Here is an 18,685-nt window from a genome sequence, read left to right as displayed (position 1 = left end):
TTAGCCTGCTGTGGGTTCGTTGGAGAGTTGTTCCCGGGCTTTTTCCAGGGTTTCCTTGGCCCGTTTCACCCGGTCATGGTTCTTGGCCACGGCCCGCTCCAGTTTTTCGACGTTATCGGCCTGCTGCTCCCGGCCTTCCTCCAGCATGCCCTCCATGGTGGCAAGCTTGCCTTCGGCCTGTGCCAGTTGCTTTTCCAGCGCTTCGATGTCCGGTTTCTCCACCTGGCCGCTCTCGCCTTGATCGCTGCTGGCAGGTGCCTGCTCGGCCTTTGCCTTTTTCCGTGCCAGGGCCTGTTCAACCAGCGCAGCCTTGGCGGAACGCTCATCGGAAGCATCTCCCTCCTTGGCTGCTTTCTGCGCTTCGGCCTTTTTCTTTTCCTGTGCCTCGGCGGCGGCTCGAGCCCGCTCCTTCCGGCGTTCCTCTTTCTCCTGCTTCTCCCGCTCAAGGCGCGCCTGACGGGCTTCGAACCGTTCCCGGGCCCGGTCTGCCTTCAGCTGTTCGGCTTGCTGCTGGCGGATTTCGCCCTTCGCGAACCGGTAATACTGCACCAGCGGAATCGAGCTGGGGCACACGTAGGAGCAGGCGCCACACTCAATGCAGTCGAACAGGTTCAGATGTTCGGCTTTCTCGAATTCAGTGGATTTCGAGTACCAGAACAACTGTTGGGGCAATAACTCCATGGGGCAGACTTCTGCACACTGGCCACAGCGGATGCACGGTTGCTCTGGAGGAGGTGGTGGAAGCTCGCTGGCGGTGGCGGCAATCACACAGTTGGAAGTTTTGGTGACAGGCACCGCATCGGTGGTGAGGGTGAACCCCATCATGGGTCCACCCTGGACCAGTCGATCCAGCTTGCCGGTATCCAGGCCCGCCTCCTGCAGCAGGTTAGAGACCGGGGTGCCGATCAGGGCCTCGAAATTACACGGTTCCTGTACCGCATCGCCGGTGATCGTCATAACCCGGGAAATCAGCGGTTGCCCTTTGAATACAGCCCGGGACACCGCCACGGCGGTGCCGATGTTCTGGCACATCACGCCAATGTCGGCCGGAATGCCGCCGCTGGGCACCTCCATGCCGGTCAGGATTTCGATCAGCTGCTTCTCGCCACCGGAGGGGTACTTGGTGGGGATGGCAACAACCTCGATTTGGGTGTTTTCCACCGCAGCCCGCATGGCGGCGATCGCCTCCGGCTTGTTGTCTTCAATGGCAATCACGCACCGGGCCGGGCGAAGAATCCATGCCATGACCTCCATCCCGGCAACCACCTCGCTGGCCTGCTCGCGCATGGTCATGTCATCGGCGGTGATGTAGGGCTCGCATTCGGCACCATTGAGAATCAGCGTTTCCACCTTTCGGTCACGGGGTGTGCGAAGCTTGATGTCGGTGGGGAAGCCTGCGCCGCCCATGCCGGAAATGCCGGCGTCCCGGATGCGGGCCAGAACCTGGTCACGCTCCAGTTGCTTGTAATTGCTCACCGGATCAAGCTCACACCACTCGTCCTGGCCATCGGCTTTCAGGACCACGCACCAGTCGTCCATGCCGGAGGGATGAGGCACGGGCCGATGTTCGATGGCCTCAATCGTGCCAGATGTGGAGGCGTGTACGGGGACGCCCATGCCGGTGGTGACATCGGCAATCTTCTGGCCTTTAAGGACACGCTGGCCGACTTCAACCACCACCTCAGCGGGCTCGCCAATGTGCTGTTGTAACGGCAGGGCCAGCCATTCGGGCAGGGAAGCCCGCCGCAACGGGCGGCTGGTGGACTGATGCTTGTTCTCGGGCGGATGAATGCCGCCGGAAAAATCCCAAAGTTGTGTCATCAGGCGCTGGCTCCCTGGCGGTCAGTGGCTATCAGCCCGGATTTCGGGGGTGTCCAGGTCCAGGTGCGAATGTCCGGCTCGACGGTCACCATGTCGATGCAATCCACGGGGCAGGGTTCAACGCAGAGATCGCAACCGGTGCACTCGCTTTCGATTACCGTATGCATGTGTTTGGCGGCGCCCAGAATGGCATCCACGGGGCAGGCCTGAATGCACTTGGTGCAGCCGATGCACTCGTCTTCGCGTATCACGGCCACCCGCTTGGCCTGTTCCACGCCGTGCTCGGCATCCAGCGGTTCCGGTTCGACATCCAGCAGGTCCGCCAGGGCCTTGATGGTGGTTTCGCCACCCGGCGGGCACTTGTTGATGGCTTCACCGTTGGCAATGGCTTCGGCGTACGGGCGGCAGCCCGGGAAACCACACTGGCCACATTGGGTTTGCGGCAGCAGGGCGTCAATCTGGTCCACCAGGGGATTGCCTTCAACCTTGAATCTTTCAGCGGCGAACCCGAGCAGGCCACCAAATACAATCGCCAGGCCCAGCAGCACCAGGATGGCGATGATAATGCTTGTCCACATAAAACAATCGCTCCGTCAGACCGCAACCAGGCCGGTAAAGCCCAGGAATGCGAGTGCCATCAGCCCGGCGGTCACCATGCCAATGGCGGCGCCCCGGAAAGCCACCGGTACATCGGCCACGGCAATCCGCTCGCGCATGGCGGCAAACAGCACCAGCACCAGAGAGAAGCCGACTGCCGCACCAAAGCCATACAGGACAGACTCAACGAAGTTGTTGTTTTTGTTAAGGTTAAGAAGTGCCACGCCCAGTACGGCGCAGTTAGTGGTGATCAGGGGAAGAAAAATACCCAGAACCCGATAGAGCAGCGGGCTGGTCTTGCGAACCACCATTTCCGTGAATTGTACCACCACCGCAATCACCAGGATGAAGGTGATGGTTCGCAGGAAGGTCAGGTCCAGCGGTTCCAGCAGATAGGTGTAGGCCAGGTAGCTGCACACCGATGACAGGGTGAGCACGAAGGTGGTCGCCAGTGACATGCCCATGGCGGTTTCCAGCTTCCCGGAAACCCCCATGAACGGGCACAGCCCAAGGAACTGCACCAGCACGAAGTTATTCACCAGAATGGTGCTGACCAGAATCAGCAAATACTCGGTCATCGGAGTGTCTCTGCCTGTTGGTACTTACATGACCCGCATGCCGGGCGTGGCGCCGGAATCCGGAGACAGAATGAAAATGTCCTTGCCGCCGGGGCCGGCCGCCAGAACCATGCCTTCGGATACACCGAACTTCATCTTGCGTGGTTTCAGGTTGGCCACCATCACGGTCAAGCGGCCTTCCAGATCCTCCGGTTTGTAGGCGGACTTGATACCAGCAAACACGTTACGTTCGCCATGTCCCACGTCAAGAGTCAGGCGAAGGAGCTTATCGGCGCCTTCCACATGCTCTGCTTTGACAATCTTTACCACTCGAAGATCCACTTTGGCGAAATCTGGAAACTCGATTTCATCCGCCAGTGGCTCCAGGTCTGAAGCTGGCTCTTCTTTATCTTCTTTCTTGGCATTATCGCCCTGGGCGGCTGGCAGCTCTTCTTTGGAGGCTTCCAACATTTTCTCGATCTGGGCCATGTCCACCCGGCTCATCAGCGGCTTGAACTTGTCGATACCGTGGTTTTCCAGAAGCGCGGCCCGGTTGTTCCAGTCCAGGCGGCTGTTCAGGAACAACTCGGAGGCCTCGGCGGTTTTCGGCAGTACCGGGCCCAGATACGTCATCAGCAGGCGGAACATGTTGATGGCATTGGTACAGATAGCCTGCAGATTCGCTTCCTGGCCTTCCTGCTTGGCGATCACCCAGGGCTGCTCATCGTTCACATACTGGTTGGCCACGTCCGCCAGTTCCATGATCCGGCGCATGGCGCGGCCAAATTCCCGGGCCTCGTAGAATTCCTCGATTTCCTTGCCGGCATCGATGAATTCCTGCAGCTTTTCAGATTCGGTGACCGTACCCAGCTTGCCGTCAAAACGCTTGGTAATGAAGCCGGCACTGCGGCTGGCGATGTTCACCACCTTGCCCACGAGATCCGAATTCACCCGGGCGGCGAAATCTTCCAGGTTCAAATCCATGTCGTCCACGCCGCTGGTGAGCTTCGCGGCAAAGTAATAACGCAGGTACTCCGGGTTCAAGTGGTCCAGGTAGGTCCGGGCCATGATGAACGTGCCACGGGACTTGGACATCTTCTTGCCGTTCACGGTCACAAAACCATGGGCCCAGACCGCGCTCGGTGTGCGGAAACCGGCATCGTGCAGCATGGACGGCCAGAACAGCGCGTGGAAGTTGATGATGTCCTTGCCGATGAAGTGGTACACCTCGGCCTCGGAATCCGCCTTCCAGAAATGCTCGAAATCGATGCCTTCGCGGTTACACAGGTTCTTGAAGCTGGCCAGGTAGCCGATGGGCGCGTCCAGCCAGACGTAGAAGTACTTGCCCGGGGCATCCGGAATCTCAAACCCGAAGTAGGGGGCGTCGCGGCTGATGTCCCACTCCTGCAGGCCTGCATCCAGCCACTCGGCGAGCTTGTTGGCCACCTGCGGCTGCAGCGCACCACTGCGGGTCCAGTTGGCGAGAAAATCGTGGAAATCCGGCAGGGTGAAGAAATAGTGTTCGGACTCCTTCTCCACCGGGGTGGCGCCGGACACTGCCGAGCGCGGGTTAATCAGCTCGGCTGGGGTGTAAGTGGCGCCACAGGCTTCACAGTTATCGCCGTACTGGTCTTCGGCCTTGCACTTCGGACAGGTTCCCTTGATGAAACGGTCCGCCAGGAACATTTCCTTCTCGGGGTCGAAAAACTGGGTGATCTTGCGGGTGGCAATGTGCCCGTTTTCCTGAAGCTGGCGGTAGATGTACTCGGAGAAATACTGATTCTCTTCCGAGTGCGTGGAGTAATAGTTGTCGAACTTGATGTGGAAGCCGGCAAAGTCTTCCTGATGCTCGTCGCTGATGCGCTTGATCAACTGCTCCGGAGTAATGCCTTCGCGTTCGGCACGCAGCATGATCGCTGTACCATGGGCATCATCGGCGCAAACGTAGTAGCAGTTATGGCCACGCATTTTCTGGTAGCGCGCCCAGATGTCGGTCTGGATGTACTCCAGCAGGTGCCCCAGATGGATAGGCCCGTTGGCATAGGGCAGGGCGCTGGTAATCAGAATATCGCGCTGTTGGTTACTCGCTTGCGTCATGATGATGTCCGAACCTTTTGTCAGTAAGGGTTGGAATGTCAAAAACGGGGCGCGGGGCGCAACTGGCATTGATTGCCCCGGGTGAAGACCCCATATGGTCAGAAACAGGCGCAGATGATACCTTCCAAAGCATGATTTTTCACCTGCATACGTGCTTATGAGCATATTCCGGAGCCATCGATGACACAGATTTCCCAGCAGGCCCTCGAAGCGGCAGTCAAAGAATACCGTGATCCTTACCTGGACAAAGACTTGTTCGAGCTGAACGCGGTTAAATCCTTGAATGCCGACGACAATGGCCAGGTCACCATGATGGTGGAACTGCCATATCCGTCCAAAGGCATCGCCGGCGGCCTGAAACAAATCGTCACCAACGCCCTGGAAGGGGTTGAGGGCGTGAAAGGCGCTGACGTCCACGTGGGCCAGAAAATCCACGCCTGCAAAATCAACAAAGACATCTCCCCCGTGGCAGGCGTGAAAAACATCATCGCCGTCGCCTCGGGCAAAGGCGGCGTGGGCAAATCCACCACCGCCGTTAACCTGGCTTTGGCCCTGAGTGCCGAAGGTGCCCGGGTCGGCATCCTCGACGCCGACATATACGGCCCCAGCGTCGGCATGATGCTCGGCGTCCCCGAAGGCAAACGACCGGACGTGCGTGAAAACAAATACTTCGTGCCCATGCAGGCTCACGGCCTCCAAGCCAACTCCATGGCCTTTGTCACCACCGACAAAACCCCCATGGCCTGGCGCGGCCCCATGGTTAGCGGCGCCGTCATGCAACTGCTTGAACAGACCCTGTGGGACGAACTCGACTACCTCATCGTCGACATGCCGCCGGGCACCGGCGACATCCAGCTCACCCTGGCCCAGAAAGTTCCCGTCACTGGCGCGGTCATCGTCACCACCCCGCAGGACATCGCCCTGCTGGACGGTAAAAAAGGCATCGAGCTCTTCCGTAAAGTTGATATCCCCGTGCTGGGCGTGGTCGAAAACATGAGCGTCCACATCTGCAGCAACTGCGGCCACGAAGAACCGCTATTTGGCCACGGTGGCGGCGAAAGAATCGCCGACGACTACGACACCACTTTGCTCGGCCAGCTCCCGCTGCACATGACCATTCGCGAACAGACCGACAGCGGCCAGCCGACGGTTGTCGCCGAACCGGACTCCGAAGTGGCCCGTCGCTACCGCGACATCGCCCGTCGGGTCGGTGCGGAGCTGTCCACCAGAGAGCGGAATCTGGGCGGGACGATTTCCAGTGTGTCCGTGACTGAGCATTGACAACTAGGGTAAACTACGCCCCAATTTTCCCAGCTGGAAACGAGAACCCGCCAATGAGCATCAAATCCGACAAGTGGATCCGCCGGATGGCCGCGGAACACAACATGATCGAACCCTTCGAGGCCGGCCAGGTCCGTGAATCCGAAAAGGGCCGCATCATCTCCTACGGCACCTCAAGCTACGGTTACGACGTACGCTGCAGCGACGAATTCAAAATCTTTACCAACGTCCACAGCGCCACCGTCGACCCAAAGAACTTCGACGAAAACAGCTTCGTCAACTACACCGGCGATACCTGTATCATTCCGCCGAACAGCTTCGCCCTGGCGCGCACCGTCGAGTACTTCCGCATCCCGCGTAACGTACTGACCATCTGCCTGGGCAAAAGCACCTACGCGCGCTGTGGCATTATCGTTAACGTCACCCCGCTGGAGCCGGAGTGGGAAGGTCAGGTGACCCTGGAATTTTCCAACACCACCAACCTGCCGGCGAAAATCTACGCCAACGAAGGCGTGGCGCAAATGCTCTTCCTTGAATCCGACGAGCAGTGTGAAACCAGCTACAAAGACCGGGGCGGCAAATACCTGGGCCAGACCGGCGTGACCCTGCCGCGGACATGAACGCCAACCAGTTTCTCAAAGCCGTCTCTCAACTGCAGGGCTGGCGCGAATGCGCCTTCCTGCTTTCCCTGGCCGAGCGGGCGTTTCCCAACTACGCCCTGTTTGCCGATGCCGTAGGCCTGAAAACCGGCGCCAAAATGCGCCAGTTGCTTGACCTCGGCTGGGACTCGCTGCAAAAAGACACCAGCGAAGCCGCCATTCCCCAACTGCTCACCAAGCTCGAGGGTCTGTGCCCGAACGTGGACGATTACGACGCCTATGGTGTGTATCCCGCCTTCGACTTCTGCCAGCTGTTGGAGCAGGCACTGCTTAATCGCCTGAACCCGGACAAGCACCGGGCCTCGGAAGCTTCAGCCCTGGCCACCAAGACCGTGATGGATTTTGTTGAGCTGTCCGAAGGGGAAGAACTGGAAGAGAGCGAGCTGGTTAACCTGTTCGAGCACCATCCGCTGCTCAAGGATGACAAACTCTTCCAGCGGGACCTGGTGCTTGCGCTCAAGCGCCAGCGAGTGCCCCGGGAGGATTTCATCACCGAGTTGCGGGAGCAGGCGGCCAATGGCGGCGTCAGCAATCTGGGCATTGCCCTCGAAGGCTGACGCCCGCGTTCTGTTCTAACCTTAGCTTTACCTTCCACACCTGTTGAACGCTTGTGAACGGATAACGTCATGAAACTTTCTGCATTTGGACGCAAATTCACCGCCGATGCCGGTATTACCTCCCTGATGGACGATCTGGGTAATGCCATGGCCTCCGGCGACGATATGATCATGATGGGGGGCGGCAACCCCGGCCATATTCCGGAAATTCAGCAACGGGTGCAGGAAGTGCTGGCCGGCATCACCAAAAGTGATGAAGACATGCGCCGGCTGGTGGGTGTCTACGATCCGCCACAGGGGGAAAAGCAATTTATCGCCTCGCTGGCGGCACTGCTCAACCGGGAATACGGCTGGGACCTCAAACCGGAAAACATCGCCCTGACCAACGGCAGTCAGGCCGCGTTCTTCATGCTGTTCAACATGTTCGGCGGCGATTACGGCGACGGCCATCGCAAGCACATCCTGCTGCCACTGGCCCCGGAATACATCGGCTACGCTGATGCGGGTATCGAGCCCGAACTGTTCCGCGCCGTGCGCCCGGATATCTCCTTTACCGACGGCCACGAGTTCAAATACCGCGTGGATTTCGACGCGGTGGAAGTGACCGGCGAAACCGGCGCTATCTGTGTTTCCCGGCCCACCAACCCCACCGGTAATGTGGTGACCGACGAGGAACTGGCGCGCCTGGAAGAATTGGCCCGTCAGCAGAATATTCCGCTGATTGTCGATGGCGCCTACGGCACCCCGTTCCCGAGCCTGTTGTTCACCGAAGCACACCCGACCTGGAACGAGCAGATCATCCTGTGCCTGAGCCTGTCCAAACTGGGCCTGCCGGCGGCGCGCACCGGCATCGTGATTGCCGAAGAGTCCATCATCAAGGCGCTGTCCGGCATCAACGCCATCATGAACCTGGCCACCGGCAGTTTCGGGGCCATGCTGGCGGAACCGCTGGTGCGCTCGGGTGAGATCCTGTCACTGAGCCGCGACGTGGTGTGCCCGTTCTACAAGGCCAAGATGGAAAAGGCTGTGGCGGTATTCCACGAAGCCATGGGCGAAGACACCTGCCGCTGGTACATCCACAAGCCCGAGGGGGCCATGTTCCTGTGGCTGTGGTTCCCGGATCTGCCCATTTCCAGCCTGGAACTGTATCAGCGCTTGAAAGAGCGGGGTGTTCTGGTTGTCTCCGGCCATTACTTCTTCCCAGGCCTGCCGGAAGACGATTGGCGCCATCGGCACGAATGCCTGCGGGTGACTTATTCCCAGGACGACGATCGGGTGGCAGAAGGCCTCAGGATCATTGCCGACGAAGTGAAAAAGGTCTGGCAGGAGCAGTCATAATTCAGGTGTGGTGCCAACGCCCGGGCGCTGGCACCACGCTGCGGGTTGATGAGCTACGTCGAACCCGTCGAGAACAACGCGACTCAGCCGGTTTCGTCCCGGCTAGGCGGTGCCATGAACTCCGGCCCCACCGGATCCTGAATGCAGCGCTCCAGGATCTCGTCAATCGTCTGTTTCGCTTCAGCATCCAGTGACCAGCCTTCAATTTCACTGACCGGGTCGAGCTGATCCGGGCGCCGCGCACCCCAGAGCGCGGTGGTCACGCCTTCCTGATCAATCAGCCAGCGCAGGGCCAGTGCCAGCACGTTTTTCTGGTAGCGCTCTCGCGCAAACTGGTCCAGCTCTGAAACTGCTTTGAGGTATTGGCGGTATCGATCGCCCTGGAACTTGGGGTCGTTCTTGCGCAGGTCATCCCCGGTAAACTCAGTGTCTTCCCGCATTTTCCCGGTCAACATGCCTCGGCAAAGCCCGCCATAGGTAATGGTAGCCAGCCCGTGTTCACGGCAGTAGGGCAGGATGTTTTTTTCGATCCCGCGTTCGAACAGGTTGTAGGGTGGCTGCAGGCTGTGCAGCGGCACGATTTTGAGGAATTCCTCCATCTGCTCGGGGGTGAAGTTGCTAACACCGACCGCGCGAATCTTGCCGTCCTTCAGCAGGTTTTCCATCGCCCGGGCGGTTTCTTCCATGGGTGTCTGTGGGTCGGGCCAGTGAATCTGGTAGATGTCGATGTGATCGGTCTGCAGGCGCCGCAGGGAATCTTCCACTTCCCGTTCAATGCGGGCAGCTGTCGCGTCCCGCCAGACCTTGGTCTGGTCGTCGTTCCAGTTCAGGGCGACCTTGGTGGCCAGGGCTACCTTGTCCCGGCGGCCGCCAGCGAGTGCTTTGCCCACGATTTCCTCGGAGCGCCCGAAACCATAGACCGGGGCGGTATCCACCAGGCCAATGCCCTTGTCGATGGCTGCGTGGATGGTATCGATGGATTGGGCTTCATCGGTACCGCCCCACATCCAGCCGCCAATGGCCCAGGTGCCAAGGCCCACGGGGGTGACCTGAATATCTGTATTGCCAAACGTATGCGTCTTCACAATACCTCCTGAACGTTGGATGTATTATTGCGAAATCCTTAGCTTGATAACGTAGCAGGCGGTTGGGAGAGCGTAAACCTGCACCCCCGGCTTCTGAACGGCCCGTAATCTGAAGGGAGTAACGGGATGCCGGGGTGAGCAGGTTAAAGGAGTCAGCTTCGCAGGTCGGCGTCTTTCAGCCGCAGTTCGTATTCGCTGCCGTCCGGTTCCACCTGGCGAAGGCGAACCAGCAGGTAGTCCTGAGAGGGGGTGAACCACATCAGGGTTTTACGCTTGGAGTCGCTGTCCCGCACTTTTTCGGCCTTGAGAGTGTCCAGGGTGTGCCCGTTCAGCCGGAGTTGCTCGTTCTCAAGGACGGCAAAGCGCTCTTCGTCGTAGTCGCCTTTATCGATCACCGGGTAGGCCATCTCCCGTTTGCCGGCCTTCATGTCCTGACGCAGCTGCATCTGGTAGCCCAACGGGTCCAGGGCGCCTTTCTTCAGCTTCAGTTCAAACGGCTCGCCCCGGTAGTGGCCGGTTGCCAGACCAGCTTGCCAGTCGAAGTCGATGGCCTGCTTTCGGTCCGAGATCATCAGTCCGGATAGCTCATACCGATACCGTAAGGGCACCACCTGACCGTCGTTCCAGCGAAAAACCAGCGATTCGTTGATGTCGGCGATGAAGGAGTCCACTTCGGTGCGGTACAGCCATGTGCCGTTATCCTGGCGGCTCAGTTCGCGCTTGCCGGCACCATTGAGCTTGATGCCCTTGGACATGGAGGCCGAATAAGTGGCGGAAAAGGGTGTCAGGGCAGGAGCGGCCTGAGTCTCAACCTTGGCCTCGGGCTCGGCGCCAGAGCTTGCTTCGGCCGGGTTGGCAGTGGCGCCCAGGCTAAAGAGGGCGCCCGCCGTAAGGGTTGCAAGTAGCGGAGCGAAATTCCGGTGTGTCATCCAGTAGCCTCGTAGATTGTCGATAGGTAGCTGACGACAGTCTAACGTCTCCAGAGCCTTGGCTGGATGACAATCCGTTCAGCCGTCGGTGAGTCTCATGGGTTGGGACAGAGGCTCGCCGTCAAACAGGACCGAGTGTGCGCCCAACTGGATACGGCCTTCGCAGAACCAGCTGACAACGATGGGGTAAAGCAGGTGCTCCTTCTTTTGCACCCGCTCGGCCAGGGTTTCGGGGGTGTCGTCCGGTTTCACTTTTACATCCGCCTGGGCGATCACCGGGCCGCCATCCAGTTCTTCGGTCACGAAGTGCACCGACACGCCGTGCAGTTTGTCGCCGGCTTCCAGCACCCGCTGGTGCGTGTTCAGCCCGGTGTAGGCCGGCAGCAGGGAGGGGTGGATGTTCAGCATCTTGCCCCGGAAGGCCTGCACGAAATCATCGGTCAGGATGCGCATGAACCCGGCCAGGACAATCAGGTCCGGGTTATAGCGGCGCAGTTCCGCCATCAGGGCGCCGTCGAATTCCTCCCGGGAGCCATAGTCCTTGTGGTTCACCACAAACGTCGGGATATTGGCCTGGGCGGCACGCTCCAGCGCAAAGGCGCCGGGTTTGTTGCAGCCCACGGCAATGATTTCACCGGGGTAATCCCGCTCGCGGCTGGCATCAATCAACGCCTGAAGATTGGAGCCACTGCCGGAGGCAAGAACAACGATGGATGGGCGTGGAGCTGGATCTGCCTTCATGCCTTCAACAACCCCGGTGCATAGCGAACTTCGGCGGCCTGGTCGGCGTTGTCAGCGGCTTCCAGTGCGCCCACCTGCCAGACGGTTTCACCCAGGGCGTTGAGCGTGTCGATGGCCAGCTGCTTTTGCTCGGCCGGCACGCACACGATCATGCCAATACCGCAGTTGAAGGTGCGGTACATTTCCTCGCGTGCCACGCCACCGGCTTCCTGCAGCCACTGGAACACCGGAGGCAGTTCCCAGCTTTCAGTATCGATCGCGGCGACCACGCCATTCGGCAATACCCGGGGAATGTTTTCCGGCAGACCACCACCGGTGATGTGGGACAGTGCCCGGACGTCCACTTCGCGAATGAGTTGAAGCAGGTTTTTCACGTAAATGCGGGTGGGGGCCATCAGGGCATCGGCCAGGGTTTTATCACCCATGGGCTGCCCAAGGTCTGCCTTGCTCACTTCGATGATCTTGCGGATCAGTGAGTAGCCGTTGGAATGGGGGCCGGAAGAGCCCAGCGCCAGCAGTACGTCACCGGCCTGGGCGCGGTTGCCGTCAATGATCTGTTCGCGTTCGGCCACGCCCACGCAAAAGCCGGCAAGATCATAGTCGTCGCCTTCGTACATGCCTGGCATTTCGGCGGTCTCACCACCCACCAGGGCACAGCCCGAGAGCTCACAGCCCTTACCAATACCTTCCACCACCTGGGCAGCGACATCCACGTTGAGCTTGCCGGTGGCGTAGTAGTCCAGGAAGAACAGAGGCTCGGCGCCACCGACCACCAGGTCATTCACGCACATGGCCACCAGGTCGATGCCAATGCTGTCGTGCTTGTCCAGCTGCATGGCCAGGCGCAGCTTGGTGCCCACGCCGTCGGTGCCGGAAACCAGGACCGGCTCTTTGTAGCCGGCGGGGATGGAGACCATGGCACCAAAACCGCCAAGGCCGCCGAGCACTTCCGGGCGGCGGGTGCGTGCTGCGGTATTCTTGATGCGGTCCACCAGATCGTTGCCGGCGTCGATGTCCACGCCGGCATCGCGATAGGTCAGGGAGGGCTTTTGTTCGCTCATGAAAGATTCAACCGTTGGCCTGTGATTCAGGCCGCGGATTTTAGCAGGTGGACACGGGCGCTTGCTACTCTAGCCTTCGGTGATGGTGTATCCTGTGCGCGATTCATCGCAACGGCAGGGTGTTACATGACTGAATCAGGACGAAAAGGTATGGGCAGTGTGATCAGCCGGGCGCTGAGTGCAGTCATTGTGGCCAGCTGTCTGCTGGTGGCCGGAACTGCCCAGGCGGTCACCGTCTCGGGGCTATATAGCGCCGATGTGGCCGTGGAAAATTCCAGCGAAGAGGCTCTGCAGGCTGGTTACCGGCAAGGGCTGCGTCAGGTGATGGTGCGGGTTTCCGGCAGCCGTGAGGTATTGAACCTTGAGGGCGTGGAGTCTGTTCTCGAGAACGCCGAGCCGTTGCTGCAATCCTACGAACTGACCCGTGACGAGGATCAGGATCGCCTGCAGATGACGTTCGGTGCCGTAGGGGTGAACAAGGCCCTGGCGTCCATTGATGCCCCTGTGTGGGGGGCTAACCGCCCGCTGACCCTGGCGTGGATTGCCGTGCAGGATGGTGGTCGCCGGTACCTGATCACCACTCCGGCACAAACCGATGTTGCAGCGGGCTGGCGGGGTAACCTGGTTGCCGCTGCGGCCGACCGGGGCCTGCCGCTCGCTTTCCCGGAGCGCTCGTTTGCTGGTAACCGGGGTATCCTCTCAGATCTCTGGGGTCAGTTTGATGAGCGCATTGTGGAAGCGTCTGATGGACAGAACCGGGATGCCTTGGCATTGGTACGTATTCGGCGCTCCGGCAGTGAATGGCGCGCGGACTGGACCTTTGAGGGCACCGCCATGGATAGCCAGAGCCAATCAGTTAGCGCAGCCACGCCATGGGCGCTGGCTGAAGCGCTGGTTAACCAGTGGGCAGAAGGGTTCGCCAGCCGTTACGCCGTCGCGGCCAGCGAGGTTGGTGAATCCCCCAAGGTGGATATCGTGCTGGAAGGCGTTTCGAACCTGGCCGATTATGGCGGTGTAACCAAGGCCCTGAAGGGCTTTACGCCGGTGCACTCCGTTGAAGCCGGTCGGGTGCGCGGTGATCGCTTGACGGTGCAGGTGGCTTTCTCCGGTGAGCTGGACCAGCTTAAGCAGTATGTGGCCCTGGACCCAAGGTTTGTGGCCATGGAGCAACCCAGCCAGCCGGAGAAACCGGTGGAGCAGGGCAGCCAGGAAAGCAGCGGTCCAGAGCAGACTGGGTCTGGTGACGAGACCCCAAACTCTGTTGCTTACCAGCCGTTGAATACCGGTGATGAGAAAGACGCCGAACAGGCTTTCGAGTCTCTGTATCAGGTGCTCTATTATCGCTGGCAACCAACCAGCATTGTGGGTAGTGATTCGGATGGCTGAGGGGAAGTCCAAACCTCAGGGAGCAATGAACGCCTCCCAGATGGCACTGGGCGTCAAGCTGCGTGACGACGCCCGTTTTGACAATTTCCACGGCAGCCGCAACCAGGAAGTGGCCCACCGGCTGGAGCAGGTGGTGACCAATCCCGGTGGTCTGCCCGTGGTCGTGATCTGCGGCGATTCAGACACTGGTAAGAGCCATCTGCTGCAGGCCGTGTGTCACCGGGCGGATCAGCTTGGTCAGTCCGCTGTCTGTATCAGCATTGAGGAATTGCTGCCGTTCGGTCCCGAGGCCCTGGCTGGTCTGGATAGTCACCAGGTCGTGTGTCTTGACGACCTTGAGCGGGTAGCGGGAGATCCTGACTGGGAAGAAGCGGTTTTTCACTTATACAATCGCATCCTTGACCGGAATGGCTTGCTGGTGGTTTCCATGGCCGATGTCCCCGGCGCTTTCCCGTTTGGGCTGGCGGACCTGGGGTCGCGGCTCGCCCACGGCCTGTTATTGCAGTTGCGGGTTTACCGTGACGAAGACCGGATGCGCATTCTTGTGGCGCGCGCAGAACAGCGCGGTATGGTGCTGTCCGATGATGTCGCGGGTTTCATCATGCGCCGGGCACCACGCCGTCTCGGCGAGCTGCTGGCGATGCTGAACACTTTGGATGAAAATTCGCTGCAGGCCCAGCGCCGCCTGACCATTCCTTTCGTAAAAAGTGTTATGGCCTGGTAGGTCGCGGCCTTCACGTTCATTGTTTTTGAGTTTAGGTATGTCTGAGCAAAAGCCCCATCTCGACCGGGTAACCGACGGTCTCCTGCAAATTGAAATCGAACTCCGCGAGCTGGATCTCTGGGAGCATGAGCCCCTGCCGGACGAGGCGTTTCAGAGCACCCAGCCGTTTTGCCTGGACACGATGGCGTTTACCCAGTGGCTGCAGTTTGTGTTCCTGGATCGTATGAAAATGCTCGTTGAGACTGATCGGCCACTGCCGGCCGTATCCGGTATTGCGCCCATGGCTGAAGAGCATTTTCGTGCCAGGGAAGAATCCGGTGACAGGCTGATTCGGGCGCTTGAGGAAATGGATCGTTTATTGTCTGGTGCCACATAGTCGCACCGGCGGGGAGGTCTTTCCAAAACACGCTGTAAAGACATCCCTGTCCCGCTCGAGCTCCGCCATCCATGGCTCCGCACGGTTCTGGAAAGACCTCCCCGCCGGTGCTCCAGGCCAGGGCGTTAGATCAAACGCATCGACAAATCCACCGCCTTGACGCTCTTGGTCAGGTTGCCGATGGAAATGTAGTCCACGCCGGTCTCAGCGATGGGCACCAGGGTCTGATCGTTAATTCCCCCGGACGCTTCCAGCTTTGCCTTGCCCGCGTTCATGGCAACCGCCTGCTTCATGTCTTCCAGTGAAAACTCATCCAGCATGATGATGTCGGCACCCGCCTGTAGGGCCTCTGCCAGTTCCTCGAGGTTTTCCGTTTCCACCTCCACCGGTTTTCCCGGCGCCACCCGATGGGCTTCGGCAATGGCGTTGGTAATGGAACCGCAGGCGGCAATGTGGTTCTCCTTGATCAGGAATGCATCCCAGAGCCCCACGCGATGATTGTCACAACCGCCGCAAGTAACGGCGTACTTCTGCGCCAGACGTAGCCCCGGCAGGGTCTTGCGGGTATCCAGCAGGCGTACATTGGTGTGGGCTACCCGTGCCGCATAGCCTGCACAGCGGGTGGCGACACCGGAGAGGGTCTGCAGCCAGTTCAGGGCAGCGCGCTCGGCGGTCAGCAGTGACCTTGCCGGCCCTTCCATGCGGAACAGTACGTCATTCCTGGTGATCTCATCACCGTCCTCAAAAAACCATTCCAGCCGCACGCTCGGGTCCACCTGGCGGAACACTTCCTCTGCCCAGGCTTTTCCGGCCAGGCGGGAGTTGTCCCGGGTGATCACGCGTCCCTTGGCGATTTTGTCGGCGGGTATCAGCAAAGCAGTGATGTCGCCATCGCCAATGTCTTCGCGAAGACTCTGGGCAACGTTTTCAATGCGGGCCTGGCGAAGCAGTTCAGGGGTGATCATGGTGGTTTCCCAAAAATCGAAGAAATAGGCGTGTTTAGCAAAGCTGGCAATTCTACCGCCGGTGTGTGAATTCGCAAAACGCTATGCCCGGCCATTGCTAAACTGTGAACAGTGTCTCTCTTACACAAATGGTGACAAAACCTGACACAAGATGACGCGGCCAGGTCATAAGATAGCCAATATATAAATTGCTCAAATTCGGAGCAGGATCATGGCACACGATAGCAACGTCGTCCGTTTTTCTGGCCAGAGCCCGATGGACCGGTTTTCGATGCCGACGGAGCTGGTGCGGCTTCGGGACAAATCCGGGCAGGCGCTCAAACAGGTACTGGCGCGCTTTTTTGAACAGTCCGACGACCACCTGTTCGCGTTGGCGGACCGGGCTGGCTCCAATCAGGATCAGACCGCTTATTTCGATGCCATGCGCGAGCTGCGGATGCGGCGCAAGTCCATGACCGTGTCCATGCTGCAGTACATCAGTGAAGCCTTCAACGATCTGGGGCGTTTCAAGCCCGCAAGTTCTCAAGCCTCGCTGGAAAAAATAGACCAGGACTCCCTCGGGCTGGTGGACCATGCCGAGCTGGAGCAGCAGGTCGCCATCGATAACCTCACCACTCGGCTGCGCAACAGTTATCAGGAACCGGTGCGCCTCTTGGCTGCCCGGATTCGTCACCTGGTCCCGGAGCTGAAACTGAGCGATGAGCAAATGCCGCTCAGTCCGGAAGTTATCTGTGCGGCAATTGGCGAGGCCTGTGCTGATCTGGACATTGATATCCGCGCCAAGCTGGTGGTACTGAAGCTGTTCGAGCGGTTAATGGTCGATAAGCTCGAGGCGTTCTACCAGGACTGCAATCGGGTGCTCATCGCTGATGGCGTGTTGCCGGACATGAAGCGTCCACCGGTGGAAGGCGAAGCAGTCAAGGCACCGAAAAGTGCTTCCGCGCCCGAGCAGCCGGCCGACAATGTCCCCACGGCACCAGGCGGTACCCGCGGCTCGGCCACCTTCCACGAATTAAGTGCCTTGCTGCACCAGGGGCAGGGTGCCTCTGCCGTGCCTACCGGGCAGCCGACCGGTCGTGTGCTGGAAACGCAACAGTTGATGGGGCAGTTGGACAAGCTGCAGGTTGCCGCCCGGACCCCGGCCAATGACGAAATTGTACCGCTACGCGAGCAGTTGCAGCCGTTGCTGCAGGCGGCCGAAGGTGCCAACGCGTCGGTCGCCCAGGCCGATGGCGATGTGATCAATCTGGTGGCCATGCTGTTTGACTTCATCCTGGAAGATCGACAGTTGCACCCGGTTATGAAAGCCCTGATCAGTCGCTTGCAGATTCCCGTTCTGAAAGTGGCGCTCAATGACCGCAACTTTTTCAATCGTGGTGGCCATCCGGTTCGCAAACTGCTGAATGAACTTGCGCTGGCCGCCATTGGCTGGAGCGAGAAGCGGCCGGGGCTGCGTGATCCCCTGCGCGAAAAAATGGAGGAAGTGGTTGGCCGCATCCTGGATGAATATACCTCCGGCACAGAACTCTTCGAGGAGCTGCTGGAGGATTTCGGCCATTTCATGGACCTGGACCGTCGCCGCCGTGAACTGGTGGAGCAGCGTCTGAGGGATGCCGAGGAAGGTCGGGCCAAGCAGGAGCGCGCCAGCCAACTGGCCACGGAGACTATCCAGGCGCAGGTGGCCGGCCGTGATATCCCCGAGCCCGTTGAGCAGGCCTTGTACGAGCCGTGGATGCGGTACCTGCAATGGGTGATCCTGCGCCGGGGTGAGGGCAGTGAGCAGTGGCAACAGGCCTGCGACGTCACCGCGCGGCTGGTCTGGAGCGTGGACCCGGCACCGGTCACTGATACTACCCGTACCGAGCTCCTGCGGGCGATTCCCCAGGTGGTGGACGATGTGCGTAGGGCTTTGCAGGAAATCTCCTGGGATCCGTTTGCCACCGACACGGTTATCCGGGATCTGGAACTGGCCCATGTGGATGTATTCCAGAAACTGGTCACTGCACCCGTCAATAAAGCCGCTCCACAGCCGCCGGCGGAACCAGCGCCTTCTGCAATGGAAGACCAACCGGCTGCGCCAGTGGTGGAAGCAACTACTGAAGTAGTGACGCCAGAGCCAGAGCCAGAGCCGGCGCCCACTCCTGGCATTGCGACGGAGTGGCTGGCCAAGGCGGATCAACTGCGGGTTGGTTCCTGGGTGGAAATGCAGGGCGAGGAACATCGTGTTCGTTGCAAGCTGGCGGCGTTTATTCGTGCCACTGGCAAGTATATCTTCGTGAATCGCAGCGGCGCGAAGGTGGCGGAGTATCATCGGGATGGTCTTGCCGAAGCCCTGGAGAGCGGCCTTATTACCATGCTCGATGACGGGCTGATCTTTGACCGTGCGCTTGAGTCCATCATCGACAACCTGCGCCATAACCGCAAAGACTAGTGTCCCGTCTGGTTCATTCGCTGACCAGACGGGTACCGGGTTCCGTGGTATCCACAAGCACTTTGTGATTCAATCAGGTT

Annotated in this window: 17 protein-coding genes; 8 read left to right on the top strand and 9 right to left on the bottom strand. The window is 59.6% G+C overall.

Annotated features, from left to right (window positions below; genetic code table 11):
- The 4 genes from rsxC to metG are packed head-to-tail and all read right to left on the bottom strand — an operon-like array spanning position 1 to position 5,072.
- A complete protein-coding gene (gene rsxC, locus BY454_RS07945; RefSeq protein ID WP_104416156.1) occupies positions 1 to 1,821 on the bottom strand; it encodes an electron transport complex subunit RsxC in 1,821 nt (606 codons plus the stop codon).
- Complete coding sequence (rsxB, locus tag BY454_RS07940) at positions 1,821 to 2,399, bottom strand: electron transport complex subunit RsxB (protein ID WP_104416155.1); 579 nt, start codon at positions 2,397 to 2,399, stop codon at positions 1,821 to 1,823. Before rsxB ends, rsxC begins: the two co-directional genes overlap by 1 nt.
- Before the next feature lie 15 nt (positions 2,400 to 2,414).
- Positions 2,415 to 2,996, bottom strand: coding sequence for an electron transport complex subunit RsxA (gene rsxA / locus BY454_RS07935; protein WP_104416154.1), 582 nt, complete (start codon positions 2,994 to 2,996; stop codon positions 2,415 to 2,417).
- Positions 2,997 to 3,020: 24 nt separating this feature from the next.
- Complete coding sequence (gene metG, locus BY454_RS07930; RefSeq protein ID WP_104416182.1) at positions 3,021 to 5,072, bottom strand: methionine--tRNA ligase; 2,052 nt, start codon at positions 5,070 to 5,072, stop codon at positions 3,021 to 3,023.
- A gap of 180 nt (positions 5,073 to 5,252) precedes the next feature.
- On the opposite strand from metG, the gene apbC reads away from it, so the two are divergent.
- The 4 genes from apbC (at position 5,253) to BY454_RS07910 (ending at position 8,907) form a co-directional block, all read left to right on the top strand.
- Complete coding sequence (gene apbC / locus BY454_RS07925; RefSeq protein ID WP_104416153.1) at positions 5,253 to 6,353, top strand: iron-sulfur cluster carrier protein ApbC; 1,101 nt, start codon at positions 5,253 to 5,255, stop codon at positions 6,351 to 6,353.
- Positions 6,354 to 6,406: 53 nt separating this feature from the next.
- Entirely contained in the window at positions 6,407 to 6,973 is a 567-nt protein-coding gene (gene dcd, locus BY454_RS07920; protein ID WP_104416152.1) for a dCTP deaminase, read from the top strand.
- Positions 6,970 to 7,569 (top strand): YjaG family protein, encoded by a 600-nt coding sequence (locus BY454_RS07915; protein WP_104416151.1) that lies wholly within the window; start codon positions 6,970 to 6,972, stop codon positions 7,567 to 7,569. Before dcd ends, BY454_RS07915 begins: the two co-directional genes overlap by 4 nt.
- Before the next feature lie 69 nt (positions 7,570 to 7,638).
- Positions 7,639 to 8,907 (top strand): valine--pyruvate transaminase, encoded by a 1,269-nt coding sequence (locus BY454_RS07910; RefSeq protein ID WP_104416150.1) that lies wholly within the window; start codon positions 7,639 to 7,641, stop codon positions 8,905 to 8,907.
- Between the two features lie 83 nt (positions 8,908 to 8,990).
- Here BY454_RS07910 and BY454_RS07905 read toward each other — a convergent pair whose 3' ends face one another.
- From BY454_RS07905 to purM, 4 genes are all read right to left on the bottom strand, one after another.
- On the bottom strand, positions 8,991 to 9,992 hold the full coding sequence (locus BY454_RS07905; RefSeq protein ID WP_104416149.1) for an aldo/keto reductase: 1,002 nt from the start codon (positions 9,990 to 9,992) through the stop codon (positions 8,991 to 8,993).
- 152 nt (positions 9,993 to 10,144) lie between these two features.
- Positions 10,145 to 10,921: a DUF3108 domain-containing protein gene (locus BY454_RS07900; protein ID WP_104416148.1), complete on the bottom strand. Its 777-nt coding sequence runs from the start codon at positions 10,919 to 10,921 to the stop codon at positions 10,145 to 10,147.
- 78 nt (positions 10,922 to 10,999) lie between these two features.
- Positions 11,000 to 11,662: a phosphoribosylglycinamide formyltransferase gene (purN, locus tag BY454_RS07895; RefSeq protein ID WP_104416147.1), complete on the bottom strand. Its 663-nt coding sequence runs from the start codon at positions 11,660 to 11,662 to the stop codon at positions 11,000 to 11,002.
- Positions 11,659 to 12,723 (bottom strand): phosphoribosylformylglycinamidine cyclo-ligase, encoded by a 1,065-nt coding sequence (purM, locus tag BY454_RS07890; RefSeq protein WP_104416146.1) that lies wholly within the window; start codon positions 12,721 to 12,723, stop codon positions 11,659 to 11,661. The genes purN and purM overlap by 4 nt, the downstream gene beginning before the upstream one ends.
- Before the next feature lie 126 nt (positions 12,724 to 12,849).
- Between purM and BY454_RS07885 the strand changes: the two genes are divergently transcribed.
- The 3 genes from BY454_RS07885 to BY454_RS07875 are packed head-to-tail and all read left to right on the top strand — an operon-like array spanning position 12,850 to position 15,209.
- A complete protein-coding gene (locus BY454_RS07885) occupies positions 12,850 to 14,109 on the top strand; it encodes a DUF2066 domain-containing protein (RefSeq protein ID WP_258075595.1) in 1,260 nt (419 codons plus the stop codon).
- Positions 14,110 to 14,134: 25 nt separating this feature from the next.
- A complete protein-coding gene (hda, locus tag BY454_RS07880; RefSeq protein ID WP_104416144.1) occupies positions 14,135 to 14,833 on the top strand; it encodes a DnaA regulatory inactivator Hda in 699 nt (232 codons plus the stop codon).
- A gap of 37 nt (positions 14,834 to 14,870) precedes the next feature.
- Complete coding sequence (locus tag BY454_RS07875; protein ID WP_104416143.1) at positions 14,871 to 15,209, top strand: YqcC family protein; 339 nt, start codon at positions 14,871 to 14,873, stop codon at positions 15,207 to 15,209.
- Between the two features lie 125 nt (positions 15,210 to 15,334).
- Here the strand turns inward: BY454_RS07875 and nadC are convergent, their stop codons facing one another.
- Positions 15,335 to 16,174, bottom strand: coding sequence for a carboxylating nicotinate-nucleotide diphosphorylase (gene nadC / locus BY454_RS07870; RefSeq protein WP_104416142.1), 840 nt, complete (start codon positions 16,172 to 16,174; stop codon positions 15,335 to 15,337).
- A 211-nt stretch (positions 16,175 to 16,385) separates the two neighbouring features.
- Here nadC and BY454_RS07865 point away from each other — a divergent pair, with 211 nt between their 5' ends.
- Entirely contained in the window at positions 16,386 to 18,605 is a 2,220-nt protein-coding gene (locus BY454_RS07865) for a DUF1631 domain-containing protein (protein ID WP_104416141.1), read from the top strand.
- The last annotated feature ends 80 nt before the right edge of the window (positions 18,606 to 18,685 follow it).

Source organism: Marinobacter persicus, from assembly GCF_002934325.1.
GTDB classification, from domain to species: Bacteria; Pseudomonadota; Gammaproteobacteria; order Pseudomonadales; family Oleiphilaceae; genus Marinobacter; species Marinobacter persicus_A.
This window is presented reverse-complemented; position numbering and strand designations above follow the sequence as displayed.

Excerpts from the sequence above, each read along its gene's own strand:
- rsxC (WP_104416156.1), bottom strand. The coding sequence starts at position 1,821 with ATGACACAACTTTGGGATTTTTCCGGCGGCATTCATCCGCCCGAGAAC.
- rsxB (WP_104416155.1), bottom strand. The coding sequence starts at position 2,399 with ATGTGGACAAGCATTATCATCGCCATCCTGGTGCTGCTGGGCCTGGCG.
- rsxA (WP_104416154.1), bottom strand. The coding sequence starts at position 2,996 with ATGACCGAGTATTTGCTGATTCTGGTCAGCACCATTCTGGTGAATAAC.
- metG (WP_104416182.1), bottom strand. The coding sequence starts at position 5,072 with ATGACGCAAGCGAGTAACCAACAGCGCGATATTCTGATTACCAGCGCC.
- apbC (WP_104416153.1), top strand. The coding sequence starts at position 5,253 with ATGACACAGATTTCCCAGCAGGCCCTCGAAGCGGCAGTCAAAGAATAC.
- dcd (WP_104416152.1), top strand. The coding sequence starts at position 6,407 with ATGAGCATCAAATCCGACAAGTGGATCCGCCGGATGGCCGCGGAACAC.
- BY454_RS07915 (WP_104416151.1), top strand. The coding sequence starts at position 6,970 with ATGAACGCCAACCAGTTTCTCAAAGCCGTCTCTCAACTGCAGGGCTGG.
- BY454_RS07910 (WP_104416150.1), top strand. The coding sequence starts at position 7,639 with ATGAAACTTTCTGCATTTGGACGCAAATTCACCGCCGATGCCGGTATT.
- BY454_RS07900 (WP_104416148.1), bottom strand. The coding sequence starts at position 10,921 with ATGACACACCGGAATTTCGCTCCGCTACTTGCAACCCTTACGGCGGGC.
- purN (WP_104416147.1), bottom strand. The coding sequence starts at position 11,662 with ATGAAGGCAGATCCAGCTCCACGCCCATCCATCGTTGTTCTTGCCTCC.
- purM (WP_104416146.1), bottom strand. The coding sequence starts at position 12,723 with ATGAGCGAACAAAAGCCCTCCCTGACCTATCGCGATGCCGGCGTGGAC.
- BY454_RS07885 (WP_258075595.1), top strand. The coding sequence starts at position 12,850 with ATGACTGAATCAGGACGAAAAGGTATGGGCAGTGTGATCAGCCGGGCG.
- hda (WP_104416144.1), top strand. The coding sequence starts at position 14,135 with ATGAACGCCTCCCAGATGGCACTGGGCGTCAAGCTGCGTGACGACGCC.
- BY454_RS07875 (WP_104416143.1), top strand. The coding sequence starts at position 14,871 with ATGTCTGAGCAAAAGCCCCATCTCGACCGGGTAACCGACGGTCTCCTG.
- nadC (WP_104416142.1), bottom strand. The coding sequence starts at position 16,174 with ATGATCACCCCTGAACTGCTTCGCCAGGCCCGCATTGAAAACGTTGCC.
- BY454_RS07865 (WP_104416141.1), top strand. The coding sequence starts at position 16,386 with ATGGCACACGATAGCAACGTCGTCCGTTTTTCTGGCCAGAGCCCGATG.